Here is a 25,192-nt window from a genome sequence, read left to right as displayed (position 1 = left end):
CCTAGACTCCCTGTGATGGGGGAACTTCGGGGGACAACTCAGTGGGGCATGGAGTGCCGGAACTCGTACTGGAATTGAATGGACGGACCTGGACGCTCGATGCGTCCAGGCCATACACCCTCGGACGTGATCCGCAGGGGGACGTCGTGCTCGACGACGCCAGGGTCTCCTGGCGTCACGCCACGATGAGCTGGGACGGCCGGAGTTGGGTCATCGAGGACCACGGCAGCACCAACGGCACCTTTGTGCAGGGGCAGCGGATCCATCGGATGGAGATCGGCCCCGGTTCGGCCGTGCACCTCGGCAACGCGACCGACGGCCCGCGTCTGAACCTCTCCGGCGCCGCTGCCGCCGTCGCGCAGCCTCAGCAGCAGCCCTACGCCGCGCAGGGCGCGAGCCCCGGCTGGGCCCAGCAGGCACCGCCGCAGCAGACGCCGGAGCAGAGTCACCAGCAGCCGCAGCAGCCCGCGGCGCGAGTGCCGCAGCAGCAGGGACCCGGTGGTGGCGCGGGGGCGCCGCCGGTCTACGGCGACCGCAGCCCGACCACCTTCCACCAGCTCGACCTCGGCCGGGTGATGCGCATCGGTCGTGCGCTGGAGAACGAGCTGGTCGTCTCCGACCTCCAGGTCTCGCGCCACCACGCCGAGTTCCACGCGATGCCCGGCGGCCGCTTCGAGATCCGCGACCTCGGCTCGCACAACGGCACCTACGTCAACGGTCAGCCGATCGCCAAGGGCGGCTCGGCGCTGCTCGGCCCGAACGACATCGTCGGCGTCGGCCACTCGACGTTCCGCCTGGTCGGCGACCGGCTCGAGGAGTTCGTCGACACCGGTGAGGTCTCCTTCTCGGCCCGCCATCTGACGGTGACCGTCGACGGCGGCAAGCAGATCCTCAAGGACGTCTCCTTCGGCGTCCCCGAGAAGTCGCTCATCGCGGTCATCGGCCCCTCGGGCTCCGGCAAGTCGACGCTCCTGAAGGCGCTCACGGGCTACCGCCCCGCCAACCAGGGTGACGTCCTCTACGACAACCGGAACCTGTACAAGCAGTTCGCCGAGCTGCGCCAGCGCATCGGTCTGGTCCCGCAGGACGACATCCTGCACAAGGAACTCACCGTCAAGAAGGCCCTCAAGTACGCGGCCAAGCTGCGCTTCCCCGCCGACACCACGACGGCCGAGCGTGAGGCCCGCATAGACGAGGTGCTGCGCGAGCTGAAGCTGGACATCCACAAGGAGAAGAAGGTCACCTCCCTCTCCGGCGGCCAGCGCAAGCGCGTCTCGGTGGCCCTGGAACTGCTGACCAAGCCGTCGCTGATCTTCCTGGACGAGCCGACCTCCGGTCTCGACCCGGGCATGGACCGCGATGTCATGCAGCTGCTGCGCGGCCTCGCCGACGACGGCCGTACGGTCCTCGTCGTCACGCACTCCGTGGCCGAGCTGGCGATCTGCGACAAGCTGCTGGTGATGGCACCGGGCGGTTCGGTCGCGTACTTCGGTCCGCCGGAGGAGGCCCTCAACTTCTTCGGGTACGAGACCTGGGCCGATGTCTTCTCCGCCTTCGAGAACTACCGCGACTACGACTGGGCGGGCCGCTGGAAGGGCTCGCAGCACTACCAGATGTATGCCGCGGACATCGACGCCGTCGCCCCGCAGTCGGCCAATGTGACGCCGCCGCAGGCGATGAAGCCGCCGAAGCCGCAGGGCTGGTTCTCCCAGCTCAGCACGCTGGTACGGCGTTATGTGTCGGTGATCGTGTCCGACAAGGGCTTCCTGGCGCTGACGGTGATCCTGCCGGCCGTGCTCGGCGCGGTGAGCCTGCTCATCGACCCGAACAAGACCCTGCTGGTGAACCCGCAGGTGAACCCGAAGACGGGCGTGCACGTGCCGAACGGCACGGCCACCACGGTGCTGCTGATCCTCGCGGTCGGCGCCTGTTTCGCGGGCGCGGCGAACTCCGTCCGTGAGCTGATCAAGGAACGGGTGATCTACGAGCGGGAGCGCGCCACCGGCCTGTCCCGCTCGGCGTACCTGATGTCCAAGGTGGTCGTGCTCGGCGTGATCACCGTGCTGCAGGGCGCCATGGTCGGCGCGATCGGTTTCACCAGCCGCACCAAGCCCACCGAGGGCGTGGTCTTCGGCCATTCGGTGCTGCTGGAACTCTCCATCCCGATCATGGCGCTGGGCTTCGCCTCGATGATGTTCGGCCTGGTCATCTCCTCGCTGGTGAAGACGGCCGAGAAGACCATGCCGCTGCTGGTCATGTTCGCGATCATCCAGGTCGTGTTCACCGGCTGCCTGTTCATCCTGAACGGCAAGATCGGCGTCAACGAGTTCTCGTACCTGATGCCCTCGCGCTGGGCGGTCGCCGCCGCCGGCGCCACGCTGGACTTCAACAACATCAGTCCGAACACGGACGACCCGTCCAGCACGGACCCGCTGTGGAACCACACGGCGTCCGCCTACGGCATGGACATCGTCGCGCTGCTCGTCCTCGCCGCCGTCTGCGGCTTCTTCGTGGCCCGCTTCCTGCGCCGCCACGAGCCCGAGGTCATGCGCAAGTAGTCCCGCGCGCACGTACGCCGAAGGGCGGCACCCCAACACCGGGGTGCCGCCCTTCGGCGTACGTGTCAGAGGTCCGCGCAGGCCTCAGTACGCGCTGTTGACGTTGTCCATCGAGCCGTACTTGTCGGCCGCGTAGTTGGCGGCGGCCGTGATGTTGGCGACCGGGTCGTAGATGTTCCACGAGGTGCCGGGCACGTGGTACGCGTTGAAGGTCGGCTGGATGACCTGCAGCAGGCCCTTCGAGGGGATCCCGTTGATGGCGTTGATGTCCCAGCCGTTGATGGCCATCGGGTTGCCCGAGGACTCGCGCATGATGTTGCGGTGCAGCCCGTTGTACGAACCCGGGATGCCCCTGCGCTTCATGATGTCGAGCGACTGGCGGATCCAGCCGTCGAGGTTGTTGGCGTACTTCTTCGTGGCGGCCGTCTTCGTGGTGTACGTCTTCGTGGCGTACGTCTTCATGGCGACCGTCTTCATGGCGACCGTCTCGATCGCGGGGCGCTGCACGGAGCGGCTCGCGGCCTGCACCGTGCGGACGTTCTCGACGGCCTTCTTGGCGGCGGCCGCGTCGGCGGCCTTCTTGGCGGCGTCGTCGGCCGCCTTCTTCTTCGCCTGGATGGCCTGGGTCTTCAGGCTCGCACCGGCCTGCTGGTCGGTGACGCGGGCCTGCACGTTCTTGATCGGCTGCTGGCTGAAGGCGACCGGGGCCGCGGAGACGGCGGCGTCGCTCGTGGTGGTCTGCGTGTGGCTCGGCGCCAGCGAGAACGCGAGGGTCGCGGCACCGAGGGTGGCGACACCGGCGACCGAGAGCTTGTGGAGCTTCGTCAGCTTCGGACTATGGCCAGGAGTGCGGGTGTTCTTGGTCATGGCTGATGGACCTCTTCGAATAGCGCGGAGGTCGCTCCCGATCCGGTGGGGGGACAGAGTGTTTCCGGATCTGGCGCCGTGGGGTGAAACCCTCGGTGCTGAGCGACGGGTGCCATTCTTAGCGGCCGCAAAATACTGTGGCAAAGGTGTGACGTACGACGGAAGGTAGTAGGGCCAGTAAGGGCAAATCGGGGCAGACTGACACGTCTGCCCCGCTCACTATGCCCGCCTTTATCTCCTATGCACCTTCGTACGTGATGTGCGCCCTATGTGCGGGCTCACATTGGCCCCATGGAATTCTCACCGGTAGTTGCTGGAGCAACGCTCAGCGTGAGGGCCCTTCTCCGGCAGGATGAGGTGCACGTCCCCGAACTCGTGCCAGAGGTATAGCCCGCTCAACGCCTCGCCGTAGCTGCGCTCGATCGCCGCCCGTCCCGCGATCGCCTCCAGCATCAGCAGATGCGAGGCCTCCGGCTCGTGCAGCCCGGTCAGCAGCCCGTCCACCACCCGCACACCCCGCTCCGGGGTCACCACGAGGTCCGTCCAGCCCTTCCGGGCCCGGACCACCCCGCCGGCGTCGACGGCCGACTCCACGGCGCGTACGGCCGTCGTACCGACCGCGAGGATCCGCCCCTCTCCCGCTCTCGCGGCGTTGATCAGCCGGGCCGACGCCTCCGGCACCTCGTACCGCTCCGGATACGGCGGCTCATGGGCCTCCGCCGACGCGACACCGGTGTGCAGCGTGATCGGCGCGAACTGCACGCCCCGGCTCACCAGCTCCGCCACCAGGCGCGCGGTGAACGGCCGCGCGGCGCTCGGCATCTCCGCGCTGCCTCCGCCGTCGGCCGACGGCAGCGCGAACACCGTCTGGTACGCGGACAGCGGCTGATCCCTCTGTGTATAGGAGTAGCGAATGGGGCGCCCGCGGCGCCGCAGCAGTCCGAGCACGTCCGGCTCCGACACCCGCCCCCACCACAGCCGCGAGCCGTACGACGTCAGCGGCTCCTCCAGTACGAGGCGCACGTCCCCGGCAAGGCGCACCTCCGTACCCGCGGGTCCGCCCGCGCGCGCACGTGTGGTGCCCCTTCCATCGGGATCCCGCAGCTCGACGGCCCACCGTCCGTCATCGCCCCGCGTGGAGAAATGCACCACCACACGCGCGTGCCCGATCCGCCCGTCCACGGCGGCCGCCAGCGTGGCGGAGGTGTTGACGATCAGCAGATCCCCCGCCCGCAGCCGCCGCGGCAGCTCCACGAACGCGTGATGCGACACCTCCGTACCGCACGACACCAGCAGCCGCACGGAGTCCCGGTCCCGCCCGGGCCCGCGCTGCTCGGCCGGCACCCGCGCCGACCGCTCCTCCGGAACCCGCACGGTCGTCGTCATCGCACCTCCAGCAGCGCCCGAGCGCCGTAGCGGCCACTGGCGGGACGTTCGTCCAGCAGCCGCAGAAAGGCCGGAACCACGCTGTCCGGCGTCGGCCGCGCGTCGTCGTCGTCCGGCACGGCCGCCGCGTACAGGTCCGTGCCCATGTCCCCTGGGTCCACGGCCCACACCCGCAGCCCGGGCTCCTCCACGCCGAGCACGGCCGCCAGATGGTCCAGGGCGGCCTTGGACGCCCCGTACCCGCCCCACGTCTCGTACGCCTCCACGGCCGCGTCCGAGCTGACGGCGACGACCGCCCCGGCCCGTGCGGCCCGCAGCAGCGGCAGCGCCTCCTGGACCAGGCCCAGCGCCGCGACCACGTTGACCTCCAGGGCGTGGCGCAGCCCGTCCAGGGCCAGATCCTCCAGACGCACCAGCGGCTCCGCGCCCAGCGCGCTCGCGTTGCTCACCAGCAGGTCCACGCCGCCGAGCCCACGGGCCGCCGCCACCAGCCCGGCGCGGTGCCCGGCGTCCCCGACATCCCCGGGCAGCGCCTCCACCCGGGTCCCGTACACGGACAGCGCCTCCGCCGTCTCCTTCAGCACTCCCGCGGTCCTGGCGTCGAGCACCAGATCCCAGCCGCGCTCCGCCAGAGCCGCGGCCAGCGCCCGACCCAGCCCCTTCGAAGCACCCGTGATGATCGCTACCGGCATGACGTCCGTCCCCTCGTCCCAGCACCGCCGCTCCGGGCGGGTGCCCCCCAACGTAGGAACCGGGCCACCCCCGCCGCCTCGTGCGCGGGCCCCAATGACCCGGGGCCCTTCGCCCTAGGCCCACCGGCCTAGACAGCCGCCACCACAGGTCGGATACGCACTGTCACACCCCGCCGGTACGTTGGGGACATGAGCCAAGGCCCCCGGTCCGGTCTGTACGCGGTGAGCTCCGCGCTGCTGGCCATGAGCAGGCACCTCGAGGTGCGCGACGTCCTCAAGACGATCGTCGTCTCGGCCCGCGAGCTGCTCGACGCGCAGTACGCGGCGCTCGGTGTGCCCGACGACCACGGAGGCTTCGCCCAGTTCGTGGTCGACGGCGTCAGCGACGCCCAGTGGAAGGCCATCGGCCCGCTTCCGCGCCAGCACGGCATCCTCGCCGCGATGCTGCACGAGGCCCGCCCCGAGCGCCTCGCCGACGTACGCAAGGACCCCCGCTTCGAGGGCTGGCCCGCCGCCCACCCCGACATGTCCGACTTCCTGGGCCTGCCCATCCGCGACGGCGACGAGGTCATCGGCGCCCTGTTCCTGGCGAACAAGAACAGGACGAAGGAGAACAAGGAGAACCAGGAGGACTGCTCCGCGCCGGACGGCGGCTGCGGCTTCACCGAGGACGACCAGGAACTCCTCACGATCCTCGCCCAGCACGCGGCGATCGCCCTGACCAACGCCCGCCTCTACGAGCGCAGCCGCGAGCTCACCATCGCCGAGGAGCGCTCCCGGCTCGCCCACGAGCTCCACGACGCCGTCAGCCAGAAACTCTTCTCCCTGCGCCTGACCGCACAGGCCGCCGCCGCCCTCGTGGACCGCGACCCCGCACGCGCCAAGGGCGAACTGCACCAGGTGGCCATGCTCGCCGCGGAGGCCACCGAAGAACTGCGCGCCGCCGTCATCGAGCTGCGCCCCGCCGCCCTCGACGAGGACGGCCTGGTCGCCACCCTGCGCACCCAGATACAGGTCCTCGACCGCGCCCACTCCGCGCACGTGACCTTCGCCGGCCACGGGGTGCGGGCGCTGCCCGCCGCCCAGGAGGAGGCCGTGCTGCGCGTCGCCCAGGAGGCCCTGCACAACGCGCTGCGGCATTCTGGAGCCGGCCGCGTCGATGTCACCCTGGAGAAGCGCGGCACCGGCACCGTTCTGCGCGTCAGCGACGACGGCACCGGCTTCGAGCCCACGGCGATCCGCGCCGCGGGACGCCACCTGGGCCTGGTCTCCATGCGCGACCGATCGAGCGGGGTCGGCGGCACCCTCAGCGTGGAATCGGCGCCCGGAAAGGGCACCACGATCGAGATGGAGGTCCCTGGTGGCTGACGCAATCAAGGTGCTGCTCGTCGACGACCACCAAGTGGTCCGCCGGGGCCTGCGCACCTTTCTCGAAGTGCAGGACGACATCGAGGTCGTGGGCGAGGCGTCCGACGGCGCCGAAGGAGTCGCCCGCGCCGAGGAGCTGAAGCCCGACGTCGTCCTCATGGACGTCAAGATGCCGGGCATGGACGGCATCGACGCGCTGCGCAAGCTCCGTGAACTCGCCAACCCCGCGCGCGTGCTGATCGTCACCAGCTTCACCGAACAGCGCACGGTCGTCCCGGCCCTGCGCGCGGGCGCCGCCGGCTATGTCTACAAGGACGTGGACCCCGACGCCCTCGCCGGAGCCATCCGCTCCGTGCACGCCGGGCACATCCTGCTCCAGCCCGAGGTGGCGGGCGTCCTGCTGTCCCAGGAGGAGGCCAACTCGGGCCAGGGGAGGGGCGGCTCGCTCACCGAACGGGAGCGCGAAGTGCTCGCCCTGATCGCGGACGGCCGCTCCAACCGGGAAATCGCACGCGCGCTCGTCCTCTCGGAGAAGACCGTCAAGACGCACGTCTCGAACATCCTGATGAAGCTCGACCTCGCCGACCGCACACAGGCCGCGCTCTGGGCCGTACGCCATGGGGCGGCGGGCTGATCGCCCGCGCGCGGCGGCAACTCGGAGGGTTCCGCTCCGGGCTGAGATTCATACCGTCGTGTGTATGTCACCCGGATGGCGCATCCTCCGGGGATCTCGGCCGTTCTCCAGTGCGTGCCGCGGCGACTGCCGCGGTGATCGCTAGGGAGGGCTCAGAAGTGAAGAACCTGAAGAAGGCCACGGCTGTCGCGATGGTGGCCGGCGGGCTGGTCGCCGCCGGTGCCGGTATGGCGTCCGCGACGGACGGCTCGTGGGCGGGCGGCAGCGCCGCGGGCTCCCCGGGCGTCGTCTCGGGCAACGTCATCCAGGCCCCGATCCACATCCCCGTGAACGCGGTCGGCAACAGCGTGAACGTCATCGGCGTCCTGAACCCGGCCTTCGGCAACCTGGGCCTCAACCACTGAGACCCACGCCCCCACCACCCCCCACCGGCCTCCCAGGACTCTCCTGGGAGGCCGCTGCCGTGTCGGGCCCTGGGGGGCAGGGGCGCAGCCCCGCCCCCCCAGGGGCGCGGGGAACTGCGCGCCCAGCCCCCATTCACCCGCACCCAAAGAACCCACCGGGGGGTCTGGGGGCGGAGCCCCCAGCTGGGGATGGGACGGGTAGGGGCGGCGGGGGCGCAAACAGACCTCAGCGACCCCCGCGCTCCCGCTCCTCCACGAACGCGTTGTACGCCGCCACCTGCGCCCGCCGAGCCGTCCGCTCAACCGGCCGCAACGCCAACGCCCGCGCCGAAATCTCCGACGCACTCACCGCCCCGCCATGCCCGTTCTCATACGCGACGGAGATCAGCAACCCCACCCGCTGAGCCAGCTCCAGCACCCGCACCGCACGCGGCGGATACCCGGGCGCCAACACCTCCCGCCCCCGCTCGGCCCGCGCCCGGTACGCGTCGACCGCCGCCTCGGCGACCGGCCCCGACCCCGCCACATCGAGCCGCGACAACACCTCCGTCGCGTCACGCAGCGCCTCCGCGAGCTCCCGCTCGGCCTCACCGAGCGACGGCACATCCGCCGGCGGCGCCTCCCGCACGGCGAGGCAGTGCCACACCACCTCGACATGGACATCACCCTCGGGCCCGGCCTCGTACACCTCGGGAACGAGCCCGAGCGCCACCCCGTGGCAGACCACCGCCTCCTCCGCGTCGAGGGCGCGCGCATTGAAGTCCGGCGGCCCGCTCAGCCCGAGCGGATGCCCCGGCGCGGGCAGCGCGACCCGCAGTCCTTTCACCCCGAGCGCGCGAAGCCGGCCGAGCGCGAGCGTGAGACCGACGGGCCCGGACTCACCCGGCAGCCCCTCGACCCGGTGCACCGCGTCCTCACCGACGATGGCGAGCACCGCGTCATCCGGCGAAACAAGTCCGGCCAAAAGGGCATTTCCCCATGCGGCCAGGCGTCCTGAGCGTGGTTCCGAGAGCATGCCTCCACCCTAAGGACCGACCGATGGATGGGAGCGACCGACCGGTGGCGTAGGTTTTCCCTGGGGGCTGCGTCCACAGACGTAAGCGACGGCCGAGACTGCAATGGGAGACAACGCGCTCATGAGCGATGTACTGGAGCTGGAGGACGTGTCCGTGGTCCGAGAGGGCCGGGCTCTGGTGGACCAGGTCTCCTGGTCGGTCAAGGAGGGGGAGCGCTGGGTCATCCTCGGCCCGAACGGCGCCGGAAAGACGACCCTCCTGAATCTCGCCTCCAGCTATCTCTTCCCCAGCCAGGGCACCGCCACCATCCTCGGCGAGACCCTCGGCAAGGTCGACGTCTTCGAGTTGCGCCCGCGCATCGGCGTGGCCGGTATCGCCATGGCCGAGAAGCTCCCCAAGCGCCAGACCGTCCTGCAGACCGTGCTGACGGCCGCGTACGGCATGACCGCGGGCTGGCACGAGGACTACGAGGACATCGACGAGCAGCGCGCCCGCGCCTTCCTCGACCGCCTCGGCATGAGCGACTACCTGGACCGCCGGTTCGGCACGCTGTCCGAGGGCGAGCGCAAGCGCACCCTGATCGCCCGCGCCCTGATGACCGACCCCGAGCTGCTCCTGCTCGACGAGCCCGCCGCGGGCCTCGACCTCGGCGGCCGCGAGGACCTCGTCCGCCGCCTCGGCCGCCTCGCCCGCGACCCGATCGCCCCCTCCATGATCATGGTCACGCACCACGTCGAGGAGATCGCTCCCGGCTTCACCCACGTCCTGATGATCCGTCAGGGCAAGGTGCTCGCCGCGGGCCCGCTCGAACTCGAACTCACCTCGCGCAACCTCTCCCTCTGCTTCGGACTCCCGCTCATCGTCGAGCAGAACGGCGAGCGTTGGACCGCGCAGGGCCTGCCGATGTCCTGAACACCCGGTACGAGCCCCTTCTCCACCGATCTGCGCCCTGTCCGCGCCCGGCCCGCGGACCTACCATGACCACGTGAACGACATCAACGCATGGGTGTGGTGGCTCGTCGGCGCGGCCGCGCTGGGCATCCCGCTCGTGGTGACCGCGATGCCGGAGTTCGGCATGCTCGCCCTCGGCGCCGCAGCGGCGGCGGCGACAGCGGGCCTTGGCGGCGATGTCGTCCTTCAGGTACTCGTCTTCGCCGTCGTCTCGTTCGCCCTCATCGCCGTCGTACGACCCGTCGCGGCCCGGCACCGCGCCCAGCGGCCCCAACTCGCCACCGGCGTGGAGGCGTTGAAGGGGAAACAGGCCATCGTCCTGGAACGGGTGGACGGTTCGGGCGACGGCCGGATCAAACTCGGCGGAGAGATCTGGTCGGCGCGCGCCCTCGACGCCGGACGGGCCTACGAAGTGGGCCAGGAGGTGGACGTCGTGGACATCGAAGGAGCCACGGCGATTGTGATGTGACCTCGTGCGACGCAAGTGAACCGAACGCCCCACGTGGCAGACGACGGTCTGTCAGACTCGTCGAGCAAGATCTTCAACAACCATAAGATCTTTCGGACATATCGAGGCGGAGAAGGGTACGGGGAGCATCGATGGCACCAATCATCATCGTCCTGATCATCCTGGTGGTGTTGGTATTCATCGCCCTGATCAAGACCATCCAGGTCATCCCACAGGCCAGCGCGGCCATCGTGGAGCGCTTCGGGCGCTACACACGGACCCTCAACGCGGGCCTGAACATCGTGGTCCCGTTCATCGACTCGATCCGCAACCGCATCGACCTGCGTGAACAGGTCGTGCCGTTCCCGCCGCAGCCGGTGATCACCCAGGACAACCTGGTGGTCAACATCGACACGGTCATCTACTACCAGGTCACCGACGCACGCGCCGCCACCTACGAAGTCGCCAGCTACATCCAGGCGATCGAGCAGCTCACCGTCACCACCCTGCGCAACATCATCGGTGGGATGGACCTGGAGCGGACCCTCACCTCCCGCGAGGAGATCAACGCGGCCCTGCGCGGCGTCCTCGACGAGGCCACCGGCAAGTGGGGCATCCGCGTCAACCGCGTCGAGCTCAAGGCGATCGAACCGCCCACCTCCATCCAGGACTCGATGGAGAAGCAGATGCGCGCCGACCGTGACAAGCGCGCCGCGATCCTCACCGCCGAAGGCATCCGCCAGTCGCAGATCCTCACCGCCGAAGGTGAGAAGCAGTCCGCGATCCTGCGCGCCGAAGGTGAGGCCAAGGCCGCCGCCCTGCGCGCCGAGGGCGAGGCCCAGGCCATCCGTACGGTCTTCGAGTCCATCCACGCCGGCGACGCCGACCAGAAGCTCCTCGCCTACCAGTACCTCCAGATGCTCCCCAAGATCGCCGAGGGCGACGCCAACAAGCTCTGGATCGTGCCCAGCGAGATCGGCGACGCCCTCAAGGGCCTGAGCGGCGCCATGGGCAACTTCGGTCCCATGGGCGGCGGTTCGGGCAACGCGGGCACCGAGCGCCGCGAGAAGCCGTCCGTCACCGACTGACGCCCTGGTCCCTACGACGATGGGGCCCACCTCCTGCCTTTCGGCGGAGGTGGGCCCCATCGTCGTAGGAACTGCCGGGCCTACGCTGCGGGTTGGGCCAGCCACTCCGGGAGGGCGTCGAGGTCGTCACGGCCCAGCGCCAGCAGCATCGCGTCCGCGGGCGTCGGCTCGAACGGCTGCCGCAGCAGCGGCATACCCGCCTGCTCCGGAGTCCGGGCCGCCTTGCGGTGATTGTCCTCGGCGCAGGACGCCACCGTGTTCAGCCAGGAGTCCTGACCGCCCTGCGCGCGCGGCACCACGTGGTCGACCGTCGTCGCCCGCCTTCCGCAGTACGCGCACCTGTGCTGGTCGCGCACCAGCACACCGCGCCTCGACCACGGCGCTTGTCTTCGGAAAGGCACCCTTACATACCTGCAGAGCCTTATGACTCGGGGCACGGGTATGTCCAGCGCGGCGCCGCGCATACGGAGTTCGGGGTGGGCCTGCTCGACAACAGCCTTGTCCTGCAGCACCAGAACGACGGCTCGGTTCAACGTCACCGTCGACAGCGGCTCAAAGCTCGCGTTCAGAACCAGCGTGTCCCGCATCCAGCCCACCTCCCGTGCGCACCGGCCCACCCCCTGGCGGGCTTGGATCAACTCTGGCCGGGCACGCCGAGATGGACAACGCAATAAAAATGCCCGCCCCTGATCACTTCCAAGACCAGAGGCGGGCAAACGTTCAGTGAACGTGAGTCTTCACCGCTTTACGCGGGCGACGCGTACTCTCCCATCAGCTGGGCGCGCGCCAGCGTGTGGAACCGCAGATTGAATCCCACGACGGCCGGCGACACCTCCGCGTCGGGACCGAGCTTCTCCTGATCCACGGCGTACACCGTGAAAACATACCGGTGCGCGGGATCCCCGGCCGGCGGCGCGGCGCCACCGAAGTCCTTGGACCCGTAGTCGTTGCGCACCTGAACGGCACCCTCCGGCAGTCCCTCGAACTTGCCGCTGCCCGCACCCGTCGGCAGTTCCGTCACCGAAGCCGGAATGTCGAACACCACCCAGTGCCAGAACCCGCTCCCCGTAGGGGCGTCCGGATCGAAGCAGGTCACGGCGAAGCTCTTGGTCTCCGGCGGGAAGCCCTCCCAGCTCAGCTGCGGCGAGGTGTTCCCGGCCGCGTAGACCTGAGCGTCCTTCAGTACCCCGCCCGACTCGACGTCCTCACTGGTGACCGTGAAGGCCGGAACGGGCGGATGGAAGTCATGGGGAAGCGGCGGCCTCTTGAGCTCGGTCACGTCAGAACCTCCTGAACGGTGGAATCTCTCGACCCGAGCCTAGAACCAGCTGCGCTTGCTGCCGACCTCGGACAGCCACTGGTTCAGGTACGCGGCCCAGTCCGTGCCCTGGTAGTCGTGCAGCCCCACCCGGAAGGAGCGGTACGAGTCGCTGCCCTCACTGAAGAGGCCCGGCTTCTTGTCCATCTCCAGGATGACGTCCATCTCGTGGTCGTCCGCGACGAAGCTCAGCTCGACCTGGTTCAGCCCGCGGTACTGCGACGGCGGGAAGAACTCGATCTCCTGGTAGAACGGCAGCTTCTGCCGGGTGCCCCGGATGTGACCGCGCTCCATGTCCGCGTTCTTGAAGCGGAAGCCCAGCTGGATGAAGGCGTTCAGGATCGCCTGCTGCGCCGGCAGCGGGTGCACGTTGATCGGGTCCAGGTCACCGGAGTCCACGGCACGCGCGATCTCCAGCTCGGTGGTCACACCGATGTGCATGCCCCGCAGCGCCTGCCCGTCGATCGTGGTGATCGGCGTCTCCCACGGGATCTCGAGCCCGAAGGGAACGGCGTGCACGGCACCGGCCTGCAGCTCGAAGGCCCCACCGAGCCGCAGCTTGGTGAACTCGATGTCCTGCTTGTACTCCTGGTCGTCGTGCCCCTCGACCTCGACCTTGGCCTGGAGCCCGACCGACAGCCCCTCGATGGCCTGGTTCACGGACCCGCCCTGGATCCGCACCTCACCCTGCACGACACCACCCGGAACGACGTTGACCTCGGTCAGCACCGTCTCGACCGAAGCCCCACCGGCTCCCAGGCTCGCAAGCAGCCGCTTGAACCCCATGTTTCTTCCTCCCCAGGCAGCGCCTGTGTTCCGTCGTACATCCGTCTGGATCCCTGATCCCTACAAACGCGATCCGACCGCGGCCGGTTCCACGCCCTCACCCTTACAAGGAGGACGGTCCCTGACCACCCGTAGACACGTACGGGCTCGTACGGACAACGCACGCGTGCGGGCCCGTACGGCACAGTCCCTCACCCGGCCGCATCCGTCCGGGCGACTGGACTACGCTCGTACGCCATGATCGCGGCCCCTGACCGTACGCCCATCACCCGGGACTTCTTCGACCGCCCCGTGCTGGAGGTCGCCCCCGACCTGCTGGGGCGCATCCTCGTGCACACGACACCGGACGGTCCGATCGAGCTCCGTCTCACGGAGGTGGAGGCGTACGACGGCCCGAACGACCCCGGCTCCCACGCCTATCGCGGCCGCACGGCCCGCAACGACGTGATGTTCGGTCCGCCCGGGCACGTATACGTCTACTTCACCTACGGCATGTGGTTCTGCATGAACCTGGTGTGTGGTCCCGAGGGCAACCCGAGCGGGGTGCTCCTCCGTGCCGGGGAGATCATCGAGGGCGCCGAACTCGCTCGCAAACGTCGGCTCTCGGCCCGAAATGACAAGGAACTGGCCAAAGGGCCCGCGCGCCTGGCCACGGCCCTCGGCGTGGACAGGGCCCTCGACGGCGCCGACGCCTGCGGCCCCGAGGGCTCCCCGCTGACCCTCCTGACGGGCACCCCCGTCCACTCCGACCAGGTACGCAACGGTCCGCGTACCGGAGTGGCCGGCGACGGGGGCGTCCACCCCTGGCGCTTCTGGGTAGCCAACGACCCCACCGTGAGCCCTTATCGAGCCCACACGCCACGCCGTCGCTCAACTTGACTCGCCCCTGGGGGGTCCGTAATGTAGCCCGAGCCGCTTGAACCGGGTACGGCGTTCAGCCTGCAGCCGGGAGTGGCCAACCCACTACCTAGGACTTCCCCTCAGCGGGGGAGAATTCGGCGTGCCTGCATGCCTGAATTCCGGCCCGCGGAACTCGATTATGAGTTGCCGAGGGAATCGGCTAGCGTAGTGAATGTCGAAAGGCCGCGAAGCGAAAGCATTCAAAGCCGGGAGACAGAATCCCTCTCCGACAGGGAATCGGACACGAAAGAGTCTGATAGAGTCGGAACCGCCGGAAAGGGAAACGCGAAAGCGGAAACCTGGAAAGCACCGAGGAAATCGGATCGCGAAACGGTCTGATAGAGTCGGAAACGCAAGAACAAAGCAAGACAGCAGGACCGAAGGGAAGCGCCCGGAGGAAAGCCCGAGAGGGTGAGTACAAAGGAAGCGTCCGTTCCTTGAGAACTCAACAGCGTGCCAAAAATCAACGCCAGATATGTTGATACCCCGTCTCCGGCCGATCGGCTGGGGCGAGGTTCCTTTGAAAAAGTCCTGCCGGGCACTGCCTGGCAGGCGCACAGCGAGGACGCTGTGAACCGGGGGGATTATTCCTCTCCTCGGTTCCGCTCTCGTGGTGTCGTCCCGATTACGGGAAAACATTCACGGAGAGTTTGATCCTGGCTCAGGACGAACGCTGGCGGCGTGCTTAACACATGCAAGTCGAACGATGAAGCCCTTCGGGGTGGATTAGTGGCGAACGGGTGAGTAACACGTGGGCAATCTGCCCTTCACTCTGGGACAAGCCCTGGAAACGGGGTCTAATACCGGATAACACCTGCCCGGGCATCTGGGTGGGTTAAAAGCTCCGGCGGTGAAGGATGAGCCCGCGGCCTATCAGCTTGTTGGTGAGGTAGTGGCTCACCAAGGCGACGACGGGTAGCCGGCCTGAGAGGGCGACCGGCCACACTGGGACTGAGACACGGCCCAGACTCCTACGGGAGGCAGCAGTGGGGAATATTGCACAATGGGCGAAAGCCTGATGCAGCGACGCCGCGTGAGGGATGACGGCCTTCGGGTTGTAAACCTCTTTCAGCAGGGAAGAAGCGAAAGTGACGGTACCTGCAGAAGAAGCGCCGGCTAACTACGTGCCAGCAGCCGCGGTAATACGTAGGGCGCAAGCGTTGTCCGGAATTATTGGGCGTAAAGAGCTCGTAGGCGGCTTGTCACGTCGGGTGTGAAAGCCCGGGGCTTAACCCCGGGTCTGCATTCGATACGGGCTAGCTAGAGTGTGGTAGGGGAGATCGGAATTCCTGGTGTAGCGGTGAAATGCGCAGATATCAGGAGGAACACCGGTGGCGAAGGCGGATCTCTGGGCCATTACTGACGCTGAGGAGCGAAAGCGTGGGGAGCGAACAGGATTAGATACCCTGGTAGTCCACGCCGTAAACGGTGGGAACTAGGTGTTGGCGACATTCCACGTCGTCGGTGCCGCAGCTAACGCATTAAGTTCCCCGCCTGGGGAGTACGGCCGCAAGGCTAAAACTCAAAGGAATTGACGGGGGCCCGCACAAGCAGCGGAGCATGTGGCTTAATTCGACGCAACGCGAAGAACCTTACCAAGGCTTGACATACACCGGAAACGGCCAGAGATGGTCGCCCCCTTGTGGTCGGTGTACAGGTGGTGCATGGCTGTCGTCAGCTCGTGTCGTGAGATGTTGGGTTAAGTCCCGCAACGAGCGCAACCCTTGTTCTGTGTTGCCAGCATGCCCTTCGGGGTGATGGGGACTCACAGGAGACTGCCGGGGTCAACTCGGAGGAAGGTGGGGACGACGTCAAGTCATCATGCCCCTTATGTCTTGGGCTGCACACGTGCTACAATGGCAGGTACAATGAGCTGCGAAGTCGTGAGGCGGAGCGAATCTCAAAAAGCCTGTCTCAGTTCGGATTGGGGTCTGCAACTCGACCCCATGAAGTCGGAGTTGCTAGTAATCGCAGATCAGCATTGCTGCGGTGAATACGTTCCCGGGCCTTGTACACACCGCCCGTCACGTCACGAAAGTCGGTAACACCCGAAGCCGGTGGCCCAACCCCTTGTGGGAGGGAGCTGTCGAAGGTGGGACTGGCGATTGGGACGAAGTCGTAACAAGGTAGCCGTACCGGAAGGTGCGGCTGGATCACCTCCTTTCTAAGGAGCACTTCTTACCGATCCCTCCGGGGTGAGGTCAGAGGCCAGTACATCGGCGAATGTCTGATGCTGGTTGCTCATGGGTGGAACGTTGATTATTCGGCATCTTCAGTCATCTCAGGCTGTGAGTACTGCTCTTCGGGGCGTGGAAAGCTGATCATGAGTGGCGGGGGTGCCGGGCACGCTGTTGGGTGTCTGAAGGTACGGCCGAATCGGCTGCCTTCAGTGCCGGCCCCAGTGCACTCCGGTTGTAACCGGGGGTGATGGGTGGTTGGTCGTTGTTTGAGAACTGCACAGTGGACGCGAGCATCTGTGGCCAAGTTTTTAAGGGCGCACGGTGGATGCCTTGGCACCAGGAACCGATGAAGGACGTGGGAGGCCACGATAGTCCCCGGGGAGTCGTCAACCAGGCTTTGATCCGGGGGTTTCCGAATGGGGAAACCCGGCAGTCGTCATGGGCTGTCACCCATACCTGAACACATAGGGTATGTGGAGGGAACGCGGGGAAGTGAAACATCTCAGTACCCGCAGGAAGAGAAAACAACCGTGATTCCGGGAGTAGTGGCGAGCGAAACTGGATGAGGCCAAACCATATGCGTGTGAGACCCGGCAGGGGTTGCGTATGTGGGGTTGTGGGATTTCTCTTTCACGGTCTGCCGGCCGTGAGACGAGTCAGAAACCGTTGATGTAGGCGAAGGACATGCGAAAGGTCCGGCGTAGAGGGTAAGACCCCCGTAGTCGAAACGTCAACGGCTCGTTTGAGAAACACCCAAGTAGCACGGGGCCCGAGAAATCCCGTGTGAATCTGGCGGGACCACCCGCTAAGCCTAAATATTCCCTGGTGACCGATAGCGGATAGTACCGTGAGGGAATGGTGAAAAGTACCGCGGGAGCGGAGTGAAATAGTACCTGAAACCGTGTGCCTACAAGCCGTGGGAGCGTCGGGCAAGCACTTGTGCTTGCCTCGTGACTGCGTGCCTTTTGAAGAATGAGCCTGCGAGTTTGCGGTGTGTTGCGAGGTTAACCCGTGTGGGGAAGCCGTAGCGAAAGCGAGTCCGAATAGGGCGATTTAGTAGCGCGCTCAAGACCCGAAGCGGAGTGATCTAGCCATGGGCAGGTTGAAGCGGCTGTAAGAGGTCGTGGAGGACCGAACCCACCAGGGTTGAAAACCTGGGGGATGACCTGTGGTTAGGGGTGAAAGGCCAATCAAACTCCGTGATAGCTGGTTCTCCCCGAAATGCATTTAGGTGCAGCGTCGTGTGTTTCTTGCCGGAGGTAGAGCACTGGATAGGCGATGGGCCCTACCGGGTTACTGACCTTAGCCAAACTCCGAATGCCGGTAAGTGAGAGCGCGGCAGTGAGACTGTGGGGGATAAGCTCCATGGTCGAGAGGGAAACAGCCCAGAGCATCGACTAAGGCCCCTAAGCGTACGCTAAGTGGGAAAGGATGTGGAGTCGCAGAGACAACCAGGAGGTTGGCTTAGAAGCAGCCACCCTTGAAAGAGTGCGTAATAGCTCACTGGTCTAGTGATTCCGCGCCGACAATGTAGCGGGGCTCAAGCGTACCGCCGAAGTCGTGTCATTGCAGCAATAGGGCCAACGCCCGCTGTGATGGGTAGGGGAGCGTCGTGTGCCGGGTGAAGCCGCGCCGGAAGGCAGTGGTGGACGGTTCACGAGTGAGAATGCAGGCATGAGTAGCGATACACACGTGAGAAACGTGTGCGCCGATTGACTAAGGGTTCCTGGGTCAAGCTGATCTGCCCAGGGTAAGTCGGGACCTAAGGCGAGGCCGACAGGCGTAGTCGATGGATAACCGGTTGATATTCCGGTACCCGCTGTGAAGCGTCAAACATTGAACCAGGCGATGCTAAGTCCGTGAAGCCGCCCCGGAGCCTTCGGGCAAAGGGGAGTGGTGGAGCCGACGGACCAGACCTGCAGTAGGTGAGTGATGGGGTGACGCAGGAAGGTAGTCCATCCCGGGCGGTGGTTGTCCCGGGGTAAGGGTGTAGGACGTCTGGTAGGCAAATCCGCCTGACACATAGTCTGAGACCTGATGCCGAGCCGATTGTGGTGAAGTGGATGATCCTATGCTGTCGAGAAAAGCCTCTAGCGAGTTTCATGGCGGCCCGTACCCTAAACCGACTCAGGTGGTCAGGTAGAGAATACCGAGGCGTTCGGGTGAACTATGGTTAAGGAACTCGGCAAAATGCCCCCGTAACTTCGGGAGAAGGGGGGCCATCACCGGTGATCGGATTTACTCCGTGAGCTGGGGGTGGCCGCAGAGACCAGCGAGAAGCGACTGTTTACTAAAAACACAGGTCCGTGCGAAGCCGTAAGGCGATGTATACGGACTGACGCCTGCCCGGTGCTGGAACGTTAAGGGGACCGGTTAGTCACTCTTCGGGGTGGCGAAGCTGAGAACTTAAGCGCCAGTAAACGGCGGTGGTAACTATAACCATCCTAAGGTAGCGAAATTCCTTGTCGGGTAAGTTCCGACCTGCACGAATGGCGTAACGACTTCTCGACTGTCTCAACCATAGGCCCGGTGAAATTGCACTACGAGTAAAGATGCTCGTTTCGCGCAGCAGGACGGAAAGACCCCGGGACCTTTACTACAGTTTGATATTGGTGTTCGGTTCGGCTTGTGTAGGATAGGTGGGAGACTTTGAACTCTGAGCGCCAGCTCAGGGGGAGTCGTCGTTGAAATACCACTCTGGTCGTGCTGGATGTCTAACCTGGGTCCGTGATCCGGATCAGGGACAGTGTCTGATGGGTAGTTTAACTGGGGCGGTTGCCTCCTAAAGAGTAACGGAGGCGCCCAAAGGTTCCCTCAGCCTGGTTGGTAATCAGGTGTTGAGTGTAAGTGCACAAGGGAGCTTGACTGTGAGACCGACGGGTCGAGCAGGGACGAAAGTCGGGACTAGTGATCCGGCGGTGGCTTGTGGAAGCGCCGTCGCTCAACGGATAAAAGGTACCCCGGGGATAACAGGCTGATCTTCCCCAAGAGTCCATATCGACGGGATGGTTTGGCACCTCGATGTCGGCTCGTCGCATCCTGGGGCTGGAGTCGGTCCCAAGGGTTGGGCTGTTCGCCCATTAAAGCGGTACGCGAGCTGGGTTTAGAACGTCGTGAGACAGTTCGGTCCCTATCCGCTGCGCGCGTAGGAATATTGAGAAGGGCTGTCCCTAGTACGAGAGGACCGGGACGGACGAACCTCTGGTGTGCCAGTTGTCCTGCCAAGGGCATGGCTGGTTGGCTACGTTCGGGAGGGATAACCGCTGAAAGCATCTAAGCGGGAAGCCTGCTTCGAGATGAGTATTCCCACCCCCTTTGAGGGGTTAAGGCTCCCAGTAGACGACTGGGTTGATAGGCCGGATCTGGAAGGCGGGTAACCGCTGGAGGTGACCGGTACTAATAGGCCGAGGGCTTGTCCTCAGTTGCTCGCGTCCACTGTGTAGTTCCCAGACAACGAACGGTTGTGCTGGCTGAACAGTTCCACTAATCAATTGAATAGTGTGCTTGTTCGCTGCCCGTTCAAGACCCCGCTTTATCGCGGGGTGTCTGAAAGGGTTTCGGTGGTCATAGCGTGAGGGAAACGCCCGGTTACATTCCGAACCCGGAAGCTAAGCCTCACAGCGCCGATGGTACTGCAGGGGGGACCCTGTGGGAGAGTAGGACGCCGCCGAACAATCTTTGGAGGACCTCTGGTCCCAGCGACTCGCTGGGACCAGAGGTCCTTTTTTGTTTTTCCGAAGCGCGCCGGGTACCCGGCTGCGCGAGAATGACTTGCGGTACCGATGACAGGAGTCACCATGTCCACCAACTCTCCCGACGAGCGTCCGGAGCGCGATCAGCGCCGCCGGGACAGTGGTGACCGCGGCGGTTACCGCGGAGGTCCGCGCCGGGACAACGACCGCCGTGACGACCGCCCCAGTGGTGGTCCGCGCCGCGACGACGACCGCGGTGGGTTCCGTCGGGACGACAACCGCGGTGCCGGCGGCGGCGGTTTCCGGCGCGACGACAGCCGTCGTGACGACAGCCGTCGTGATGACAACCGTGGCGGCGGCGGTTTCCGTGGCCGTGACGACCGGCGTGAGGGCGACCGGGGCGGTCGCCCGCCGTTCCGCCGTGACGATCGACCCACGAGTGGTCCGCGCCGCGACGACCGCGACCGTGACCGTGGGGTCCGTCGGGACGGGGACCGTCCGGCGTTCCGCCGTGACGACCGCCCCAGCAGTGGCCCGCGTCGCGATGACCGCCCCAGCAGTGGTCCGCGCCGCGATGACCGCCCTAGTGGTGGTCCGCGCCGTGACGACGACCGCGGTGGGTTCCGTCGGGACGACAACCGCGGTGGCGGTGGCGGCGGCTTCCGGCGCGACGACCGCAACGACTTCCGCCGTGACGACCGTCGGGACGACCGGCGTGACGATCGCCGGGGCGACGACCGCGGTGGTTTCCGTCGCGACGATCGCCGTGATGACCGTCGGGACAGCGGCGACCGCGGCGGGTTCCGCCGTGACGATCGCGGTGACTTCCGGCGTGATGACCGTCGGGGCGACGACCGTGGCGGGTTCCGTCGCGAAGGGGACCGTCCGGCGTTCCGCCGTGACGACCGCCCCAGCAGTGGCCCGCGTCGCGACGACCGCCCCAGCAGTGGTCCCCGTCGTGACGACGACCGCGGTGGGTTCCGTCGCGATGACCGCCGTGATGATCGTCGGGACAGCGGCGACCGCGGTGGGTTCCGCCGTGACGACCGCCCCAGCAGTGGCCCGCGTCGCGACGACCGCCCCAGCAGTGGTCCGCGCCGTGACGACGACCGCGGTGGGTTCCGTCGGGACGACAACCGCGGTGGCGGCGGCGGCGGTTTCCGGCGCGACGACCGCAGTGACTTCCGCCGTGACGACCGTCGTGAGGGCGACCGTCCGGCCTTCCGTCGCGACGACAGGCGGGACGACCGGCGCGACGACCGTCGTGACGACAGCCGTGGCGGTGGCGGTTTCCGTGCCCGCGACGACCGGGGTCGCGACGACCGCGGACGTGGTGGCCCCCGTCGTGACGACCGGGGCGGCCGCCCCGGTGGCGCCGGTGGCTTCCGGGGCCGTGACGACCGTCGGGGCGACGACCGGCGCGGTGGCGGCTTCCGTGGCCGCGACGAGCGTGACCGGGACCGTGAGCCGATCAAGCGGCTGCCGATCCCCGATGACGTCACGGGCGAGGAGATCGACGCCGACGTACGGCAGGAACTGCTCAGCCTGCCGAAGGGGCTTGCGGAGGACGTCTCCAGGAACCTGGTGATGGTCGCCCGGCTCATCGACGAGGACCCCGAGGGCGCGTACGCGTACTCGAGGATCGCCCTGCGGCTGGCGTCGCGTGTGGCCGCCGTACGCGAGGCGGCCGGGTTCGCCGCGTACGCCAACCAGAAGTACAGCGAGGCGCTCGCCGAGTTCAGGGCGGCGCGCCGTATGACTGGGAACGTGGACCTGTGGCCCGTCATGGCGGACTGCGAGCGCGGCCTGGGCCGGCCCGAGAAGGCGCTGGACATGGCGGGTGCGCCCGAGGTGCACAAGCTGGACAAGGCCGGTCAGGTCGAGATGCGGCTCGTGGCGGCCGGCGCCCGGCGCGACATGGGGCAGCTCGACGCGGCCATCGTGACGCTCCAGAGCCCGGAGCTCGCCTCGAACTCCGTACAGCCCTGGACGGCCCGGCTGCGTTACGCCTACGCCGACGCGCTGCTGGCCGCCGGTCGTGAGGACGAGGCGCGCGAGTGGTTCGCGAAGGCCGTCGAGTCCGACAAGGACGGCAGCACGGACGCCTCCGACCGGCTTGCCGAGCTGGACGGCGTCGAGTTCGTCGACGCGCTCGTCGAGGACGAGGTCGAGGTCGAGGTCGCGACCGAAGCTGAGGCTGAGGACGAGATCGACGCCGAGGACGAGATCGAGACCGAGGACGACGAGGACGATGATGACTTCGACATCGTCGAGGCCGAGCAGACCAAGCCGGTCGTCGAGGCCGACGACGATGACGAAGCTCCGCGGGGCTGACGTACAGCGGTGGTCGTAGGACACGGGCGGCGGGATTCCGGAAGGGATCCCGCCGCCCGTGGCGTTTCAGCCCCTGTATTTCGCCTGGGCGCCTCGCCTGGGTGCTTCAGACAGGAAGCGCCCGCAATACCAGCCCCGACGCCGGCTTCGGGCCGAACGACGTCGACTTGCGGGGCATCGTGACGCCCTGGCGGGCGAGGTCGCGTACGACCTCCTCGCGGACCGGGTGCATCAGGACGGCCGTGCCGCCGTCGCGCTCCGCCTTCTCCACCGTGGCGGCCGTGTCGTGGATGTACGCGATGTGGGCGGGCGAGTCCTCGGGGATGCCCCAGATGTGGGCCAGGAGTGTGGCGTGCAGGACGGTCGCGTCCAGGGTGCGCCAGGCCTCGGGGCGGTCCGCCGGGACCGTACGGGCGAGGAGCTCCGGGGAGGGGCGGTCGACCAGGTGGAACGAGCCGTCGCCCGCGAGGAGGAAGGCGTTGCCCTCGGCGGCGGCCGCTGCGAGGGCCTCCAGGGCCTTGGGGAGCGGAACGTCGAGGTGACGTACGCGGAACGAGTCCGTGAGGGCGGTCAGCGCCTCCGCGACCGGCAGATTGTGCAGCAGGCGGTGGATCGCGCGGACCCGGAGCGGGTAGCGCGCGGTGTCCACCAGGAGCACGAGGCCGTAGTCCCAGGGGCTGGGGGAGGGGTGCTCGGCGCGTAGCCGCAGGTATGTCGCCCAGCGGTGGTGGCCGTCCGCGATGAGAGCCTGGTGCCGGCCGAGATCCGTCTGGATCTCGGCCAGGTCCGCCGGGTCGGTGATCGCCCACAGGCGGTGGCTGAAACCGTCCTCCGTGGTCGTCGAGAGCAGGGGGTCGCCCTCCGCGGCGCGTTCGATGACGGCGGCCGTGCCGACCCGGGAGCCGTTGCCGCGGTAGGTCAGCAGCAGCGGTTCGAGGTTGGCCGAGGTGGCACGCATCAGGGCCGCGCGGTCCGCGATGATGTGCGGCATGACGTCCTCGTGCGGGAGGACGACGCCGGCGGACGGCTCCGACAGGCGCAGGGCGCCGATGATGCCGCGTTGCAGCATCCCGTCGTCGTGCTGCTCGTAGACGTACAGGCCCGGCTCGGGGTCGGCGGCGAGGACGCCTTCGGACACCCAGTCGTGCAGGGTGTCCGCCGCCTGGCGGTTGCGGGCCGTCGGGGTCGTGTCCTGGGGGAGGATCAGCCTGACGATGTTGTGCGGGTCGGCGGACTCGAGGTGGAGCAGACCGTCCGGCCGGACGATGACGTCGTACGGCGGAGATGTCACGGCGGCGAGGCTGCCGACCCGGTCGGGGTCGTAGCGCAGGCCCCGGAACGGGGTCAGTTCGAGGCCGCTGCGCGCCGGGGTTTCCTCCGCGGGACCTGCATAGTTCATTGAGGCATCGTAAGTGTGCAGACGCTGTGGGGGATGATCGGGGGAAAGAGATCGAACGAGGAGCGATGCGTAATGAGCCAGACCGCCAGGACCCGGCCCGAGGCCAGTGAACAGGCCCTGAGTGACGCCTACGACACGGCTCTGCTCGATCTCGACGGCGTGGTGTACGCGGGCGGCAACGCGATCGCGCACGCCGTGGAATCACTGGGCACGGCCCGTTCGGGAGGGCTGCACCTCGCGTATGTCACGAATAACGCGCTGCGTACGCCCGATGCGGTGGCGGAGCATCTGACTGAGCTCGGCATACCGACGGACGCCGATGACGTCATCACCTCGGCGCAGGCCGTGGCGCGGCTGATCAGCGAGCAGGTGCCCGCCGGTGCGCGCGTGCTGGTCATCGGCGGCGAGGGACTGCGGGTCGCGCTGCGCGAGCGCGGGCTCGAGCCGGTCGAGTCGGCGGACGACGACCCGGCGGCGGTCGTCCAGGGGTTCGGCGGGCCCGACCTGCCCTGGGGGCGCTTCGCGGAGGCGTCCTACGCCGTCGCGCGCGGGGTGCCGTGGTTCGCGTCCAACACCGACCTGACGATCCCGAGCGCGCGGGGGATCGCGCCCGGGAACGGGGCCGCGGTGGAGGTCGTACGCATCGCCACGGGCGCCGAGCCGCAGGTGGCGGGCAAGCCGTTGCCCCCGATGCACCGCGAGACGATCCTGCGGACCGGGGCGAAGCGGCCGCTGGTGGTCGGCGACCGGCTGGACACGGACATCGAGGGCGCGTTCAACGGCGAGGTGGACTCGCTGCTCGTGCTCACCGGGGTGACGGACGGCGCGCAGCTCCTCGCCGCCCCGCCGCAGCACCGGCCGACGTATGTGGACGCCGATCTGCGCGGGCTGCTCACCGGGCAGCCGGAGGTCGTGGAGGAGGGCGACGGGTTCCGCTGCGGCGGGTGGACGGCGCAGGCGGGGAATGAGCGTCTGGAGCTGGCGGGCGACGGTGAGGCGCTCGACGGGCTGCGGGCGCTGTGCGCGGCGGCGTGGACGGCCGCGGGGGACGGGGCGTGCGAGCTGGACGGGGGGAAGGCGCTGGCGCGGCTGGGGCTCTGAGAGCCCCGGGGGCTCGTCGGTGGTGGGGCGTAGTCACCCGGGATCGAAGCGTGAGCGAGGGTAGGCTAAC

General features: G+C 67.4%; 18 protein-coding genes, 3 rRNA genes and 1 pseudogene. 14 read left to right on the top strand and 8 right to left on the bottom strand.

The genetic code is table 11. The features are described 5' to 3' along the window. Positions 1-53: 53 nt before the first annotated feature. Complete coding sequence (locus OG798_RS15675; RefSeq protein WP_121416564.1) at positions 54-2,558, top strand: ABC transporter ATP-binding protein/permease; 2,505 nt, start codon at positions 54-56, stop codon at positions 2,556-2,558. 84 nt (positions 2,559-2,642) lie between these two features. Here the strand turns inward: OG798_RS15675 and OG798_RS15670 are convergent, their stop codons facing one another. From OG798_RS15670 to OG798_RS15660, 3 genes are all read right to left on the bottom strand, one after another. Further along, positions 2,643-3,425: a transglycosylase SLT domain-containing protein gene (locus OG798_RS15670; protein WP_095855423.1), complete on the bottom strand. Its 783-nt coding sequence runs from the start codon at positions 3,423-3,425 to the stop codon at positions 2,643-2,645. Positions 3,426-3,725: 300 nt separating this feature from the next. Continuing rightward, positions 3,726-4,811 (bottom strand): S-adenosylmethionine:tRNA ribosyltransferase-isomerase, encoded by a 1,086-nt coding sequence (locus OG798_RS15665; protein ID WP_328757214.1) that lies wholly within the window; start codon positions 4,809-4,811, stop codon positions 3,726-3,728. After that, positions 4,808-5,503, bottom strand: a complete 696-nt coding sequence (locus tag OG798_RS15660) for an SDR family NAD(P)-dependent oxidoreductase (RefSeq protein WP_121416566.1) — start codon at positions 5,501-5,503, stop codon at positions 4,808-4,810. Before OG798_RS15660 ends, OG798_RS15665 begins: the two co-directional genes overlap by 4 nt. A 189-nt stretch (positions 5,504-5,692) precedes the next feature. Between OG798_RS15660 and OG798_RS15655 the strand changes: the two genes are divergently transcribed. The 3 genes from OG798_RS15655 (at position 5,693) to OG798_RS15645 (ending at position 7,909) form a co-directional block, all read left to right on the top strand. Next, a complete protein-coding gene (locus tag OG798_RS15655) occupies positions 5,693-6,871 on the top strand; it encodes a GAF domain-containing sensor histidine kinase (RefSeq protein ID WP_328757213.1) in 1,179 nt (392 codons plus the stop codon). After that, positions 6,864-7,505: a response regulator gene (locus OG798_RS15650; RefSeq protein ID WP_095855427.1), complete on the top strand. Its 642-nt coding sequence runs from the start codon at positions 6,864-6,866 to the stop codon at positions 7,503-7,505. Before OG798_RS15655 ends, OG798_RS15650 begins: the two co-directional genes overlap by 8 nt. A gap of 158 nt (positions 7,506-7,663) precedes the next feature. After that, positions 7,664-7,909: a chaplin gene (locus OG798_RS15645; protein ID WP_328757212.1), complete on the top strand. Its 246-nt coding sequence runs from the start codon at positions 7,664-7,666 to the stop codon at positions 7,907-7,909. Between the two features lie 226 nt (positions 7,910-8,135). Here the strand turns inward: OG798_RS15645 and OG798_RS15640 are convergent, their stop codons facing one another. After that, positions 8,136-8,924 (bottom strand): hypothetical protein, encoded by a 789-nt coding sequence (locus tag OG798_RS15640; protein ID WP_095855428.1) that lies wholly within the window; start codon positions 8,922-8,924, stop codon positions 8,136-8,138. A 121-nt stretch (positions 8,925-9,045) separates the two neighbouring features. Here OG798_RS15640 and OG798_RS15635 point away from each other — a divergent pair, with 121 nt between their 5' ends. The 3 genes from OG798_RS15635 to OG798_RS15625 all read left to right on the top strand — a co-directional run bounded on the left by OG798_RS15635 (position 9,046) and on the right by OG798_RS15625 (position 11,412). Next, complete coding sequence (locus tag OG798_RS15635; protein ID WP_054230572.1) at positions 9,046-9,837, top strand: ABC transporter ATP-binding protein; 792 nt, start codon at positions 9,046-9,048, stop codon at positions 9,835-9,837. Between the two features lie 73 nt (positions 9,838-9,910). Continuing rightward, positions 9,911-10,345: an NfeD family protein gene (locus OG798_RS15630; RefSeq protein WP_328757211.1), complete on the top strand. Its 435-nt coding sequence runs from the start codon at positions 9,911-9,913 to the stop codon at positions 10,343-10,345. Positions 10,346-10,476: 131 nt separating this feature from the next. Continuing rightward, positions 10,477-11,412 (top strand): SPFH domain-containing protein, encoded by a 936-nt coding sequence (locus OG798_RS15625; protein WP_054230569.1) that lies wholly within the window; start codon positions 10,477-10,479, stop codon positions 11,410-11,412. Between the two features lie 80 nt (positions 11,413-11,492). Here OG798_RS15625 and OG798_RS15620 read toward each other — a convergent pair whose 3' ends face one another. The 3 genes from OG798_RS15620 to OG798_RS15610 form a co-directional block, all read right to left on the bottom strand. Continuing rightward, a complete protein-coding gene (locus tag OG798_RS15620) occupies positions 11,493-11,999 on the bottom strand; it encodes an HNH endonuclease (RefSeq protein ID WP_095855430.1) in 507 nt (168 codons plus the stop codon). Between the two features lie 158 nt (positions 12,000-12,157). After that, positions 12,158-12,691, bottom strand: a complete 534-nt coding sequence (locus OG798_RS15615; protein WP_095855431.1) for a YbhB/YbcL family Raf kinase inhibitor-like protein — start codon at positions 12,689-12,691, stop codon at positions 12,158-12,160. A gap of 39 nt (positions 12,692-12,730) precedes the next feature. Then, positions 12,731-13,516: a sporulation protein gene (locus OG798_RS15610; protein ID WP_054230566.1), complete on the bottom strand. Its 786-nt coding sequence runs from the start codon at positions 13,514-13,516 to the stop codon at positions 12,731-12,733. Positions 13,517-13,753: 237 nt separating this feature from the next. Here OG798_RS15610 and OG798_RS15605 point away from each other — a divergent pair, with 237 nt between their 5' ends. The 6 genes and pseudogenes from OG798_RS15605 to OG798_RS15585 all read left to right on the top strand — a co-directional run bounded on the left by OG798_RS15605 (position 13,754) and on the right by OG798_RS15585 (position 22,622). Continuing rightward, positions 13,754-14,395 (top strand): DNA-3-methyladenine glycosylase, encoded by a 642-nt coding sequence (locus OG798_RS15605; RefSeq protein WP_328757210.1) that lies wholly within the window; start codon positions 13,754-13,756, stop codon positions 14,393-14,395. A gap of 659 nt (positions 14,396-15,054) precedes the next feature. Next, positions 15,055-16,580: ribosomal RNA gene (locus OG798_RS15600) — 16S ribosomal RNA — on the top strand. A gap of 314 nt (positions 16,581-16,894) precedes the next feature. After that, a 23S ribosomal RNA gene (locus tag OG798_RS15595) occupies positions 16,895-20,016 on the top strand. A gap of 136 nt (positions 20,017-20,152) precedes the next feature. After that, positions 20,153-20,269, top strand: a 5S ribosomal RNA gene (gene rrf / locus OG798_RS15590). The 16S, 23S and 5S rRNA genes sit together here, the layout of an rRNA operon. A gap of 682 nt (positions 20,270-20,951) precedes the next feature. Continuing rightward, positions 20,952-21,464: pseudogene (locus OG798_RS56555) on the top strand (tetratricopeptide repeat protein); the annotation flags it as partial. Positions 21,465-21,767: 303 nt separating this feature from the next. Further along, positions 21,768-22,622, top strand: a complete 855-nt coding sequence (locus OG798_RS15585; RefSeq protein ID WP_328760033.1) for a tetratricopeptide repeat protein — start codon at positions 21,768-21,770, stop codon at positions 22,620-22,622. Positions 22,623-22,728: 106 nt separating this feature from the next. On the opposite strand, the gene OG798_RS15580 is transcribed toward OG798_RS15585, so the two are convergent. After that, on the bottom strand, positions 22,729-24,021 hold the full coding sequence (locus OG798_RS15580) for a DUF1015 domain-containing protein (protein WP_121416569.1): 1,293 nt from the start codon (positions 24,019-24,021) through the stop codon (positions 22,729-22,731). 72 nt (positions 24,022-24,093) lie between these two features. Here OG798_RS15580 and OG798_RS15575 point away from each other — a divergent pair, with 72 nt between their 5' ends. Further along, positions 24,094-25,122 carry an HAD hydrolase-like protein gene (locus OG798_RS15575; protein WP_121416570.1) on the top strand — a complete coding sequence of 343 codons (1,029 nt, stop codon included), beginning with the start codon at positions 24,094-24,096 and terminating at the stop codon, positions 25,120-25,122. The last annotated feature ends 70 nt before the right edge of the window (positions 25,123-25,192 follow it).

The sequence above is a fragment of the Streptomyces sp. NBC_00271 genome (genome assembly GCF_036178845.1).
In the GTDB taxonomy this organism is placed as follows: Bacteria; Actinomycetota; Actinomycetes; order Streptomycetales; family Streptomycetaceae; genus Streptomyces.
The sequence above is the reverse complement of the archived record's forward strand: the minus strand, read 5'-3'. Positions and strand labels throughout refer to the sequence as shown.